Here is a 13,099-nt window from a genome sequence, read left to right as displayed (position 1 = left end):
CCGCCGGTACACGCAAGCGCAGTCACTCAGACTGCGGCAGTGCTCCAGGGCCCCGCCTCAAGCGCCCAGCGCGTTTTCCACCGCCTGCTTGGCTTCTTCCAGACTGCTGAAAAACTGGGTGGGTTGCGGCATGGCCTTGGGCAAATGGGCGGGCGGCGGCCACAGGCGGTCGTCTGCCCAGGCGGCGGTCCATCCGCCAATGTCTTTGCGCTTGATGGAGCAAAGTGCTTGCCCGTCCACGTTGGCTATCCAGGTGGTCGGCGGGTTATGGTCCCAGATGACATGTGCCATGGCGCCCTCTCACGGTTGCTAAACCATTGTAGGAAGCCTGCGCGAAATTGGGCAATGGCGTTCACCCCACCCCCGCTGTCATCAGGCGACAGAGCGGAGGCACGGTAAAACGACGGCAGGCGCCTGCGCTCGCCCCCCGCACCCATCAGCCAGCGGCCAGCGCTCGCCGCGCTGCCTGGGCCACGCTGGCTGCATCCACCCCAAAGAATTGCCGGAGCGCTGCCCGCGTGTCGCTGCGTCCAAACCCATCCGTGCCCAGGGTCACATACTTGCGGCCCTCGGGGATGAAGGCGCGCACCGTCTCGGGCACGGCGCGCACATAGTCGCTGGCGGCGATCACTGGTCCGCGGGTCGTGGCCAGTTGCTGCGTCAGCCATGCGGGTGCAGGCTGGGCATCGCCCGCCAGCCAGCGCTGCTCGCAGGCCACGCCGTCGCGGGCCAGTTCGCTCCAGCTGGTGACGCTGAGCACGGTCACATCCACGCCCTCACTCGCAAGTTGTTCTGCGGCCTTGACCACCTCGGTCAGGATGGCGCCAGAGCCCATCAGGGTGACGCTTTTGGACGAAATCGCGCTGTCGCGCTGGTGCATATTGCCTGGATAGCTCCTGAAAACATAGCATCCACGCAGCACACCTTCTGCCGCACCGGCGGGCAGGTCGGGCTGGGCGTAGTTCTCGTTCATCAGCGTGACGTAGTAGAAGACGTCGCACTGCTCGGTCACCATCTCGCGCATGCCGGCGTCGATGATGACGGCCATTTCTCCCGCGTAGGCTGGATCGTAGGCCTTGCAGTTGGGAATGGTSGCGGCCACSAGGTGGCTGSTGCCGTCCTGGTGCTGCAGGCCYTCGCCGCCSAGYGTGGTGCGGCCCGAGGTCGCGCCCAAGAGGAAGCCSCGCGCACGCTGGTCCGCCGCCGCCCAGATGGCGTCGCCCACGCGCTGGAAGCCGAACATCGAGTAGTAGATGTAGAACGGCAGCATGGCSAGGCCRTGCACGCTGTAGCTCGTTGCAGCGGCCGTCCAGCTGGCGATGGCGCCGGCCTCGCTGATGCCCTCTTCCAGGATCTGGCCGTCCAGCGCCTCGCGGTAGCTCAGYACCGAGCCGATGTCCTCGGGYGCRTAGCGCTGGCCCACGCTSSTGTAGATGCCKACCTGCTTGAACAGGTTGGCCATGCCGAAGGTGCGCGCCTCGTCGGCCACGATSGGCACGATGCGCGGGCCCAGCGTGGCGTCCTTGAGCAACGTGCCCAGCATGCGCACGAAGGCCATGGTGGTGCTCATCTCCTTGCCATCGGCCTGCAGCGCAAACTGCGCGTAGCTGTCGATGGATGGGACGTGCAGCGCGCCGCACGCCGTCTCGCGSCGCGGCAKGKMGCCGCCSAGYGCKTCGCGGTGGCTGCGCAGGTASYGCATYTCGGMGCTGTCTTCGGCGGGCTTGAAGAAGGCCAGGCTGGTGGCCTGCTCGTCGCTGAGCGGCAGGTTGAAGCGATTGCGAAACTCGATGAGGTCGGTCTCGTCCAGCTTCTTCTGGCTGTGCGTGGTCATCTTGCCCTGGCCGGCAGTGCCCATGCCGTAGCCCTTCTTGGTGTGGGCCAGGATCACGGTGGGCTGCCCCTTGTGCGCAGCGGCGGCGGCGTAGGCGGCGTGGATCTTCACCAGGTCGTGCCCGCCGCGCTTCAAGCGGTCGATCTGCTCGTCCGTCATGCCCTGCGCCAGGGCCGCCAGCTCAGGGTTCTGACCGAAGAAGTTGTCGCGGTTGAAGCGACCGTCCTTGGCCGCGAAGGTTTGCATCTGGCCGTCCACCGTGCCTTCGAGCGTGCGCACCAGCGCACCGGTCAGGTCGCGGGCGAACAGGCCGTCCCAATCGCTGCCCCAGACCAGCTTGACCACGTTCCAGCCCGCCCCGGCAAACAAGCGCTCCAGCTCGTCGATGATGCGGCCGTTGCCACGCACGGGGCCGTCCAGGCGCTGCAGGTTGCAGTTGACCACCCAGACCAGGTTGTCGAGGCCCTCGCGCGCGGCCAGGGTCAGCGCGCTCATGCTCTCGGGCTCGTCCATCTCGCCATCGCCGAACACGCCCCACACCTTGCGCCCCGCACAGTTCAGCAGGTTGCGGTGCGTGAGGTAGCGCATGAAGCGCGCGTGGTAGATGCTGCTGATAGGGCCGATGCCCATCGASCCGGTSGGGAACTGCCAGAAGTCCGGCATCAGCCACGGATGTGGGTAGCTCGACAGGCCCTGCGCGCCTGCACCCGGCGCCGTCAGTTCCTGGCGGTAGTGCATCAGGTCCTGCTCGGACAGGCGCCCTTCCAGGAAGGCGCGGGCATACACGCCGGGCGCACTGTGCGGCTGGAAGAACACCAGRTCGCCKCGGTGCTGCCCTTCGCCCAGGCCTTCACGGGCACGAAAGAAATGGTTGAACCCGCTTTCGAAAAGATCCGCAGCACTGGCGTAGCTGGCAATGTGCCCACCCAGCTCGCCATACGCCTGGTTCGCGCGCACCACCATGGCCAGCGCGTTCCAGCGCACGATGGAAGCCACACGCTCCTCGATGGCCAGGTCACCCGGGAACACGGGCTGGTCCTGCACCGCCACGGTGTTCACATACGGCGTGTTCAGGTCGGGCTGCCAGCCAATGCGCTGCGCGCGCGCCACCCGCACCAGCTCCTGCAGCATGTGCCGCGCTCGCTCGGGGCCTTCGGTGGCGACGAGTGCCAGGAAGGCATCACGCCACTCGGCGGTTTCTTCGGGGTCGGCGTCCAGGGGGGCGCCGGTGGCTTGTTGCAGCAGGGCGTGGGGTGTGAGGGCGTTCATGGATGCCACTGTAGCGAGGCTGACTCCAAATGAGTTGCCGTTTTGCCTTTCGCGACGCGTGCCCATAGCACTTTATGCCGCCAAAGCCATAAACTGCGGCATATGAAACTGGATACCCTCGATTTGCGCATTCTGGCCGAGCTGCAGGCCGATGGATCTTTGTCCAACGTGGARCTGGCRCGGCGCGTGCACCTGTCGCCCTCGCCSTGCCTGGCGCGGGTAAAGGCACTGGAGGCGGCAGGCGTCATTAGTCGCTATGTGGCACTGGCCAATGCGGCGGCGCTGGGGCTGGGCCTGAATGTGTTCATCAGCATCAGCCTCAAGGCGCAAAGCAAGGAAGCCCTGGCCGACTTTGAACGCCGCATTGCCGAGCACGATGAGGTGATGGAGTGCTACCTGATGAGCGGCGACAGCGACTACCTGATCCGCGTGGCGCTTGCCGACATTGGGGCGCTGGAGCGTTTCATTCTGGAGCAGCTATCGCCCATTCCGGGCGTGGAGAAGATCCGSTCGAGCTTTGCGCTCAAGCAGGTGCGCTACAAGACCGCCCTGCCTTTGCCCAGCGCCTGAGCATGCACGGCAGCGCAGCGAACGCTATTTGCGCGCCACGCCGCTCGTGGCCACGCGCTTGCGCAGCTCGCGGATCAGCGCCTTGGCACGCGCCTCGTTGGCGGGGCCCATGCGCAGCAGGATCTTCTGACCGCTGGGCAGCGCCTCCAGCGCGGGGTCCACAAACTCGTAGCGCACCCAGGGCCGCAGGTTGGGCACTTCGGTGTTCACGGGCGTGAGCTTGACCTGCAACGGGCCCGCAGGCTCGGGCGCTTGCAGCAGCTGGTCCAGCACCGCCACCAGGCGGTCGTTGAAGTAGCGCCGGGGGTAGCCCAGTTCTTCATACGCCTGCTGAAACAGCGGGTACAGCCGCGCGTACAGCGCCACGGCGGGCTCCATCGGTACCGCTTCAGCAAACGCCAAGAAGGCGCTGTAGCGCGCGGCATTGGCCGCCGCGATGGTGGTGGGCGCGTTGCCAGTGCCATCCACCACAAACCGCTGCGCCGTGGGCTGCACCGGCCACATGCGCGATGGCGCGTGGGCACGGCCCAGGTTGTCCACCGTSGCCACCACACGACGCACAAAACCGTCGGTCTGCAGAAACATCGCCAGCTTGTCGCGGCCCAGCAGCTCGGCCAACAGCTCTGCAACCCGAGGGTCAGACTCGGCCAGCGCAGGCAAGGCAGCGTCGGGCGGTGCCAGCGCATCCACCGGGTTCTGCGGCCCCGACGCCTCGGGAGCGGGCGTGGGCGCTGCCGGTGCTGGTGGAGCGGCCACCACAGGGGGTGGCGCCAATGCGATCTCTACCGGCCGCAGCCAGAACCACCATGCCGCGCCAGCCGCCACGGCGCACACCAGCGCGGCCAGCAAGACCCAGAGTGCGGGGGAGGTGCGCTCTGGCGCGGGGCGGAATTCTGCGGTGTCTTGATCGGGCATGGGCTCTCCTTCAACACAGGAACAACCCTTGTCCGAGCCTCTACAGCGTTAGGCGTTCCCTGCCAGTCCCCCCAAAGGCGACTTGCCCGATTGGATCGCCACACGCCCAGGCCCTGGTAACGCGATGTAGCCAGCATCGGGCTGGCCCGCCCACAAAATCTGCCTAGAACGCCGTGGGCGTGGTGGACAGCGACTCCAGCCAGGCCACCGTGGCTGCCAGCTCGGAGGGACGAATCTCGTGTGCGCTGGGGAACTCGCGGTACGTCACCGTCACCGGCAGTGGCGCCATGTGGTGGGCGATGGCCTGGGCGTTGGCCAGCGGGATCACGTTGTCGTGGGTACCGTGGCTCAGCCACAGTTGCTTGCCGCGCAGCGCATCGGCAGGTGCGGTGAGCGGCACCACCTGCGGCAGCAGGCGGCTGTGCCACACCAGGCCTGCATGCATCAACGCGGGCCGGGTGAGCAACAGCGACAGCGCCATGATGCCGCCCTGGCTGAAGCCGCCCACCACCACCCGCTCGGGCGGAATGCCCAGCTGCGCGGCGGCAGACTCGACCGCCTGGGCCACCAGGGCGCGGCTTTGCGCCTCCTGCTCTTCGTTGATGGTGCGCTCGCCGCTGGGCTCGATGGAGAAATCAAACCACGCGTGTGAGCCCGGCCCCATGCGAAACGGCGCACGCAGGCTCAGCACATGAAACCGGTCCGGGATCTGCGGGGCCAGGCTGAACAGGTCCTGCTCGTTGCTGCCCACGCCATGCATCAGCACCAGCAGCCAGGGCCGGGGTGCGGTGGCGGCAGCGGGACGCTGCAAAAATGTGAGCGGCAAGGTAAGCATATATGTGCGCCTCGAATGGTTTAGGGCCAAAAACGGGTGGAATGCAAGGAGTTCCGTGTCAGTGCGCCGGCTCCAGGGCAAAAGCGTCCATCGACAGCATGCTGTACATCACCTCGCGGCTCAAGTAGTTTGCGTGCAGGTCGTCGCCTGCTGCACCCAGTGCAAAGAAGATCGGCAAAAAGTGGTCTTCGGTCGGATGCGCCCGGTGGGCGTGAGGCGCCTGGCTGCGGTAGTTGAGCAGTGCTGCCATGTCCCCACGGGCCAGGGCGTCCTCGATCCAGCGGCTGAACTCCAGCACATAGGGCGCGGGCGCGCGCTCGCCGCCAAAAAACTCGGCCAGGTTGTGCGTCATGCTGCCCGACCCCACCACCAGCACGCCCTGGCTGCGCAGGCTGCGCAAGGCGGCTCCCAGTGCATACACCTCGGCCGGGCCTGCGCCCACGGGCAGCGCCACCTGCACCACAGGCACGTCGGCCTGCGGGAACAAGTGCATCAGCGGCACCCAGGCGCCGTGGTCAAAGGGACGCGCGGCATCGCCCTGGGCCGCCACACCTGCGGCCTGCAACAGACCCAGGACTTCTTGCGCCAAAGCGGGCGAGCCTGGAGCGGGGTACTGCAGCTGGTACAGCGCGGGAGGGAATCCGCCAAAGTCGTGCCAGGTGGCAGGCTGCGGCCCGGTCATCACCTGCGCCGAGCGCGCCATCCAGTGTGGCGACATGACCACCACGCCACGCAGGCCGGGGTACTGCGACTTCAGGCTCTCGCCCCATTGCGTGAGCGCCGGGCCGGTGGTGCCCGCATCCAGCGCAAACAAGGGCGCGCCATGCGACACAAACAGCGCGGGGACTGCGGCAGAAACAGGAACGGGGGCTTGGGCAGAGGCAGACATGACAACTCCAACAAGGAACACCATGAATGTAGGACTGATAGCCCGTGATACCAAGCCCTGCAAGGCAGACAGATTGTTCTACGGATGATGCCAATCAAACATTGGCAGCCCCTTGGCGCACAGCAAGCAACGCCCTCCAGCCCCTATGCAGGCCAGCTCTGGCCCGCAGGTCAGGAGCCGTCGCGCACCCTGCCCCGCAGCGCCTTGGTCTCGCCCCGCTGCGTTTTGCTTTGCAAGCGCCGCTGTTTCGACCCATAGGTGGGCTTGGTGGCCCGGCGCACGCGGGGCGGCACGGCCACGCTGTTGACCAGCGCATTGAGCCGCTCTAGGGCATCGGCACGGTTTTGCTCCTGGCTGCGGTACTGCTGGGCCTTGATGACCACCACACCGTCTTGCGTGATGCGGGTGTCGCGCAGGGCCAGCAAGCGCTCCTTCACACCCTCGTGCAGCGACGACGCCACCACGTCAAACCGCAGGTGGACCGCGCTCGATACCTTGTTGACGTTTTGCCCGCCCGCGCCCTGCGCGCGCATGGCGGTGATTTCAACCTCGTCCTCAGAAACTTGCAGGGGCAGCGGGGCCATGGCCGTGAAATCCCCCGCGCCCAGCCATCAGGCCGCTGGCTGCTGGGCCAGCAACTGCGCCAGCCCGTCAATCGCCAGGCCATAGCCCAGCACTCCAAAGCCACACATCACCGCCTTGGCGGCGGCGGCCATGTACGAATGGTGGCGGTAGGCCTCGCGCGCATGCACGTTGCTGATGTGCAGCTCGATCAGGGTGATGCCCGTGCCCTTGATGGCGTCGTGTAGCGCAATGCTGGTGTGGGTGTAGGCCCCAGCGTTCATGACCACACCCGCCAGCTCGCCCGCTGCGTGCAGGCGGCCCGCCTCGTGAATCCAGTCCACCAGCGCGCCTTCGTGGTTGCTTTGGTGAAAACGCAGCGCAAAACCGTGGCGGTTGCAGGCGTYGGTGCAGAGCTTTTCCACATCGGCCAGGGTGGCCGCGCCGTAAACGGCAGGCTCGCGCGTGCCCAGCAGGTTCAGATTGGGGCCATTGAGGACAAAAACGGTTTTTTTATTGGCAGTCACAGACAAAGTCTCCGGGGCAATGCGCCTGCCACGCTGGCAGGCCAGAGTGCGGGATTATGCGGCGCCCCGCGCAGGGGCCGCCCCAATAAAAAAGCGGCCCCGAAGGACCGCTGTAAAAGGCAGCCTGTGCAACGCTGCCTGTGAGCGACTCGCGCCCAAGAGGTTGGTGACAAACCAGCCGCTGGGGGCTGATCAACGGTCCCAGTGGCGACCGTGGCCGTGCCCGTGGTGGCGATGGCCGTAGCCATAACCGCCGTAATACACCGCTGGGGGTGGCGTGTAGTACACCGGGGGAGCGTTGTAGTACACAGGGCGTGGAGGGGGAGCGTAGTACACCGGTGGGGGCGGTGCCACATACACCGGGGCGGGGGCGTAGTAGCCATTGCTGGCCCCCACCACCACGCCGGGCACGCCAATGCCCACGGACCAATTGACATCGCGGGCCTGGGCGGAGCCAGCACCGGCCAACAGGGCCAGCGCTACACCCGCCACAGCGGCCGCAGTAGAGACAGAACGGATTTTCGTCATGGAAATCTCCTAGTGAATGAGGGCGGCCAGCCAAAAGGACACGCCTCACCGGTACACAACGCACCAAGTGCTTAAAAGGATGGCACAAAATCGTCTTTACGTTGTGTCTGAACGTACACGCGCTGGTTTTAATGCGTAAACCGTCACGAAACCGCCGCCTAAAATGGCTGGATGAGCACCCCCTCCCCCGCCAATACCGCCGCCACTGCCACTTCTGCGGCCCCTGAAACCGTCAAGCCCAGCAATTTTTTGCGCCAGATCATCGAACACGACCTGGACAAAGGCACCTACGCCACCCGCCGCTGGGCTGGCACCCCCGGCGACGCCGCCCACCACACGGCCGGCCAGCCCGACCCCGCCAAGATCCGCACCCGCTTCCCGCCCGAACCCAACGGCTACCTGCACGTGGGCCACGCCAAGAGCATCTGCATCAACTTTGGCCTGGCGCGCGACTACGGCGGCGTGTGCCACCTGCGCTTTGACGACACCAACCCCGAAAAAGAAGACACCGAATACGTCAACAGCATCATCGACGCCGTGAAATGGCTCGGTTTTGACTGGACACAGATCGGCCAGGCCCCTGGCAGCGCCGCCCCCTACCAGGCCAGCGACTACTTCGGCTTCATGTACCGGGCAGCCGAATACCTGATCGAAGCCGGCCACGCCTACGTGGACGAACAGACCGCCGAACAAATGCGCGTGAACCGGGGCGACTTCAGCAAGCCCGGCGTGGACAGCCCTTTCCGCAGCCGCACGCCGGCAGAGAACCTGCGCATCTTCCGCGAGATGAAGGACGGCCAACACGAAGACGGATCGATGGTGCTGCGCGCCAAGATCGACATGGCCAGCCCCAACATCAACATGCGCGACCCGGCCATCTACCGCATCCGCCGCGCCACCCACCACAACACGGGCGACACCTGGTGCATCTACCCCATGTACACCTACGCGCACCCCATCGAGGACGCGCTGGAACAAATCACACACAGCCTGTGCACGCTGGAGTTTGAAGACCAGCGCCCCTTCTACGACTGGCTGCTGGAGCGCTTGACCGAAGGCGGCCTGCTGGCCAGCCCGCCCCCCCGCCAGTACGAATTTGCGCGCCTGAACCTCACCTACGTCATCACCAGCAAGCGCAAGCTCGCCCAGCTGGTGTACGACCACAAGGTCAGCGGCTGGGACGACCCCCGCATGCCCACCATCGTGGGCCTGCGCCGCCGTGGCTACACCCCCGCCGCCATCCAGACCTTTGCCGAGCGCATCGGCGTGACCAAGTCTGACAGCTGGATCGACTACAGCACGCTGGAAGGATGCCTGCGCGAAGACCTGGAGCTGAAGGCTCACCGTGGCATGGCCGTGCTCAACCCCGTCAAGCTGGTGCTCACCAACTGGGACGACGTGATGGGCGCAGGCCACCTGGAGCCCTGCAGCCTGCCCGCACTGCCCCACCCGCCCGAAGGCGTGGAGAGCCCCGTGCGCCACTTCACCATCGGCAAGGAAGTCTGGATCGAGCGCGAAGACTTTGAAGAAGTGCCCCCCAAGGGCTACAAGCGCCTCTTCCCCGGCAACAAGGTGCGCCTGAAGGGCGGCTACGTCATTGAATGCACCGGCTGCACCAAGGACGCTGATGGCAAAATCACCGAAGTGCTGGCCACTGTGGTGCCCGACACCAAAAGCGGCACCCCCGGCGCCGACAGCGTCAAGGTCAAGGCCGCCATCACCTGGGTGGGCGTGGCCGACGGCGTGAACGCCGAAGTGCGCATGTACGACCGCCTGTTCCTGGACGCACAGCCCGACGCGGGCGGCAAGGACTTCATCGAAAGCCTGAACCCGAACAGCCTGAAGGTGGTGACCGCCATCGTGGAGCCATCATTGGCCAACGCCAAACCTGACGACAAGTTCCAGTTTGAGCGGCACGGGTATTTTGTGGCGGACCGTATTGACCACAAGGCGGAAAAGCCGGTGTTTAACTTAGCGGTGGGGTTGAAGGATAGTTGGGGCAAGTAAATATGCCCGCCCGCGCCACAAAGCCATAACCTAAGCCCAAGCAACCCACGGTGGTGGTGATTGCCGGACCGAATGGCGCGGGTAAATCCACGGCAGCACCCGATCTGCTCAAAGTCGCCCTGGGCATTCTGGAGTTCGTCAACGCCGACCAGATTACCGCAGGCCTCTCGGCCTACTCCCCCGAAACCGTGGCGTTTGAGGCGGGGCGCATCATGCAGCAGCGCCTGCGCACGCTGGCTGACGCCAAAGTCAGCTTTGCATTTGAATCCACGCTCTCCAGCTGCACCTTTGCGCTGTTTCTGGCCCGCTGCAAAGCACAGGGTTTCCAAGTGCACATCTATTACGTGGCCTTGCCCAGCGCAGAGCTGGCCACACAGGGCGTTGCGCTGCGCGTCAAACTGGGTGGGCACAACATCCCGCCGGACGATATTGCCCGCCGCTTTCAACGCAGCCTGCACAACCTGTTTGCCCTGTATTTACCCTTAGCAGACCGCTGGCGCGTTCTGAATCACGCCATTGGCGCGCTAACATCCATCGCACGCGGCACTGCGCACCGCACCTATGTAGAGGACCCGGACAAATGGCAGACTCTTCAACAACTCGGGCAGTAGACTGCACCGCCCCCAGCAAGCCCGCAGCATCCATGCAGGACCGGGTGGAAAGCGCTCTCAAACAGGCCTCCAAGCAGGCGAATAAGCAACTGATCGCCAACGGGCTGAAGCTGCCGACACAGAGCTGGGCGGGCACCGCCGTTAAAAACCCCGCGGCATAAACGCCGAAGTGCGCATGTACGACCGCCTGCTCTTGGACGCCCACCCCGACCGTGCGACAAGGACTTCATTGAAGCCTGAACCTGAATAGTCTAAAGGTGGTGACTGCCGTCGTGGAGTCGCCATTGGCCGATGTAAAGCTGGATGACAGTTTCAGTTTGAGCGGCATAGGTATTTTGTGGCGGATCGCGCGGACTACAAGGCGAAAAGACTGGTTTTTAGCTTGGCGGTAGTGCCGAGGGATTCTACAGACAAAATTAATAATCCATGTGAATATTGACTGTAAATTTTGGCACTCAAATTATCCAAAACATATCCACAAAAAAACAAAGCAATGTCACAGCAGCAAAATCCAAAATTCGGCAATCCAACTCAGACATATTTGGATCTAATTGATGAATGGCAATCTGGAGCAAGACCAATAGTAATTTGGGCAGGTGCAGGACTGAGTGCCCCTGCGGGGCTCCCCAACTGGCCAACATTGCAAAAAAAATATTGAGTGAAGCCAACACTTACATTAATGGCCTCTCCCAAGATCAGCAAAAAGAAAAAAGAAGTCAATACAAATCGATCGAATCAATAGACAACCCGTGGATCATTTTCGACAAGCTGGAGTCAATTCTTGGACCCAACGGGTTTGAAGCCGCGATCAAACGCAACCTAAGCTTGGCACTGAAGTGCCAARTTCCGAACGTCTACACCGAACTATGGAAACTCGGCATTAGTGGCTTTTTGACGCTGAATATTGATCGACTGGCATCACGCGGCTTCCACGAAGCAAACATTGGAGAAAATCTAGTAGAACGAAGTGGGTTTGATGTTCGAGCACTGATTGGAAATATTACAACGGTAGGAAGCGGGCGATTTATCGCAAACCTTCATGGAGTTTTCGAGGATCCTCAAACTTGGGTATTCACCGAAACTAGACGAAAAGCACTTTTTTCGGATCAACGATATACAGAATTCGTTAGAGACACGTTGAAATACTGCACTGTTGTTATGCTCGGCGTCTCGGCACATGACATTGCAATAAGAGAGCATCTAGCAAAGCTAAAGTCTGACGGCCTTGGGAATCATTCATATTGGATAAGTAGTGAAATTGGCAATGAGGCGCTAAAACTCGCAGAAGAAAGTGGCATCCGGTTCATTCACTATAAAAACACAGACGGTCGGCATGGCGAACTCAGCAACTTTCTTCAGGATGTAAAAACTCTAGCAAAAGCACCGCCCAAAGCACCTCCTGTTGTGAGCACAAAGGCAGGCTCAGCGGAAACGATTAATTTACCCCCGCTGAATGAATTGTTAACACTCACCCCCAATGAGCAACGCCAAACACTGAACTCCTTCGCCAGTCAAATATTAATCGGCGACAACGAGAGAAGCTATGCAGAATTTGAAGATTTCTGCAAAACCTACAATCGAGCGATTCATGCCGCCGGCCTATTTGAATTGGAGGATGGCTCTGACAAGGTCCTTGACTTTACGCTCTGCAACCTTGAGGACTCCGAGGGTGGATTTGGAACCATTTGGAGGGCGGTTGACAAAGATGGAAATCAAGTTGCTGTAAAGGTATTCAAGCACGACATCCGAAAAAATCAAAACTTACTCCAAGCATTTCGACGAGGGGTTCGATCCTTACGAATTTTAGACAAGCATGCACTACCGCATATTGTCAAGTTCATAACTGCATGCGAAATTCCTCCCGTACTCGTTATGGAGTGGATTGAGGGAGTCAACCTTCATACCGCCGTCACCCAAGGAAAATTCAGGAGTTGGGAAACTAGAATTCGTGTCGCCTGCGATCTTGCCAAAGCCATTTACAGCGCCCACAGCGTCCCTGAACGCGTGTTGCACAGGGACATAAAACCTCAAAACATAATGTTTAAAGATTTCTATCCAGAAGGTGAGAATTCTGAATTGGTTGTTCTAGATTTCGATCTCTCCTGGCATGTGGGAGCTTTAGAAAAATCCGTCCTCGCAAAAGGATCCAATCCCTATCTCGCACCCGAACAATTGATCTCTATATCAGAGATGACCAGTCGCAGCGCAGCGGTTGATGCTTTTGGCTTAGGGATGACATTATATTTTTTATGCTCCGGCCAAGTACCAACTCCTTTTATGCACCAGACTAAAGACTGGGAAAACCGCCTCAAATCGATTGCAAGCCAACAGTGCAAGATTTGGCATTCAACACCAAAAAAAATTGCCCGCCTTATTGCTCTTTGCACAAAACACGATCAAAACCAAAGACCGAGTTTTAGTCAAATTACTGCAGACCTAGAAAAAATCAATCACATACTAAACGGCATCTATGACAAAATAGATATTGGACTATTTTGTGAAGAACTAGCATCCAGAACCGAAGCACTTAGCGGATATGAGATTTCTGCCGAT

11 protein-coding genes and 1 pseudogene are annotated in these 13,099 nt (G+C 61.7%); 4 read left to right on the top strand and 8 right to left on the bottom strand.

Annotated elements, in window-relative coordinates; translation table 11 throughout:
* Nucleotides 1-57: 57 nt before the first annotated feature.
* Together AC04MI_RS12640 and mdeB are read right to left on the bottom strand one after the other, a co-directional pair.
* Nucleotides 58-291, bottom strand: coding sequence for a hypothetical protein (locus AC04MI_RS12640; RefSeq protein WP_108498826.1), 234 nt, complete (start codon nt 289-291; stop codon nt 58-60).
* Between the two features lie 145 nt (nt 292-436).
* Nucleotides 437-3,103, bottom strand: a complete 2,667-nt coding sequence (gene mdeB / locus AC04MI_RS12635) for an alpha-ketoglutarate dehydrogenase (protein WP_476497909.1) — start codon at nt 3,101-3,103, stop codon at nt 437-439.
* 102 nt (nt 3,104-3,205) lie between these two features.
* On the opposite strand from mdeB, the gene AC04MI_RS12630 reads away from it, so the two are divergent.
* Nucleotides 3,206-3,673: an Lrp/AsnC family transcriptional regulator gene (locus AC04MI_RS12630; RefSeq protein ID WP_099730725.1), complete on the top strand. Its 468-nt coding sequence runs from the start codon at nt 3,206-3,208 to the stop codon at nt 3,671-3,673.
* 24 nt (nt 3,674-3,697) lie between these two features.
* On the opposite strand, the gene AC04MI_RS12625 is transcribed toward AC04MI_RS12630, so the two are convergent.
* From AC04MI_RS12625 to AC04MI_RS12600, 6 genes are all read right to left on the bottom strand, one after another.
* Nucleotides 3,698-4,588 (bottom strand): DUF3014 domain-containing protein, encoded by an 891-nt coding sequence (locus tag AC04MI_RS12625; RefSeq protein WP_476497908.1) that lies wholly within the window; start codon nt 4,586-4,588, stop codon nt 3,698-3,700.
* Nucleotides 4,589-4,751: 163 nt separating this feature from the next.
* Nucleotides 4,752-5,423 (bottom strand): alpha/beta hydrolase, encoded by a 672-nt coding sequence (locus AC04MI_RS12620; protein WP_476497907.1) that lies wholly within the window; start codon nt 5,421-5,423, stop codon nt 4,752-4,754.
* A gap of 58 nt (nt 5,424-5,481) precedes the next feature.
* On the bottom strand, nt 5,482-6,312 hold the full coding sequence (locus tag AC04MI_RS12615; protein WP_476497906.1) for a DODA-type extradiol aromatic ring-opening family dioxygenase: 831 nt from the start codon (nt 6,310-6,312) through the stop codon (nt 5,482-5,484).
* Between the two features lie 170 nt (nt 6,313-6,482).
* Entirely contained in the window at nt 6,483-6,896 is a 414-nt protein-coding gene (arfB, locus tag AC04MI_RS12610) for an alternative ribosome rescue aminoacyl-tRNA hydrolase ArfB (RefSeq protein WP_476497905.1), read from the bottom strand.
* A gap of 27 nt (nt 6,897-6,923) precedes the next feature.
* Entirely contained in the window at nt 6,924-7,400 is a 477-nt protein-coding gene (aroQ, locus tag AC04MI_RS12605; protein ID WP_476497904.1) for a type II 3-dehydroquinate dehydratase, read from the bottom strand.
* Nucleotides 7,401-7,592: 192 nt separating this feature from the next.
* Entirely contained in the window at nt 7,593-7,928 is a 336-nt protein-coding gene (locus AC04MI_RS12600) for a hypothetical protein (protein WP_476497903.1), read from the bottom strand.
* 171 nt (nt 7,929-8,099) lie between these two features.
* Here AC04MI_RS12600 and AC04MI_RS12595 point away from each other — a divergent pair, with 171 nt between their 5' ends.
* The 3 genes and pseudogenes from AC04MI_RS12595 to AC04MI_RS12585 form a co-directional block, all read left to right on the top strand.
* Entirely contained in the window at nt 8,100-9,935 is a 1,836-nt protein-coding gene (locus AC04MI_RS12595) for a glutamine--tRNA ligase/YqeY domain fusion protein (protein ID WP_476497902.1), read from the top strand.
* A 44-nt stretch (nt 9,936-9,979) separates the two neighbouring features.
* Nucleotides 9,980-10,546: pseudogene (locus AC04MI_RS12590) on the top strand (ATPase); the annotation flags it as partial.
* 654 nt (nt 10,547-11,200) lie between these two features.
* On the top strand, nt 11,201-13,099 hold a 1,899-nt coding region (locus tag AC04MI_RS12585), incomplete at its 3' end, for a protein kinase domain-containing protein (protein ID WP_476497901.1).

This window comes from Acidovorax sp. LjRoot204 (assembly GCF_056175785.1).
Note: the sequence above shows the minus strand (reverse complement) of the source record. Positions and strands in the feature narration are given on the sequence as shown.

What these genes read in the sequence shown, in the direction of transcription:
- AC04MI_RS12600 (WP_476497903.1), bottom strand. Translation starts at nt 7,928, where the DNA reads ATGACGAAAATCCGTTCTGTCTCTACTGCGGCCGCTGTGGCGGGTGTA.
- AC04MI_RS12595 (WP_476497902.1), top strand. Translation starts at nt 8,100, where the DNA reads ATGAGCACCCCCTCCCCCGCCAATACCGCCGCCACTGCCACTTCTGCG.
- AC04MI_RS12640 (WP_108498826.1), bottom strand. Translation starts at nt 291, where the DNA reads ATGGCACATGTCATCTGGGACCATAACCCGCCGACCACCTGGATAGCC.
- AC04MI_RS12620 (WP_476497907.1), bottom strand. Translation starts at nt 5,423, where the DNA reads ATGCTTACCTTGCCGCTCACATTTTTGCAGCGTCCCGCTGCCGCCACC.
- AC04MI_RS12615 (WP_476497906.1), bottom strand. Translation starts at nt 6,312, where the DNA reads ATGTCTGCCTCTGCCCAAGCCCCCGTTCCTGTTTCTGCCGCAGTCCCC.
- arfB (WP_476497905.1), bottom strand. Translation starts at nt 6,896, where the DNA reads ATGGCCCCGCTGCCCCTGCAAGTTTCTGAGGACGAGGTTGAAATCACC.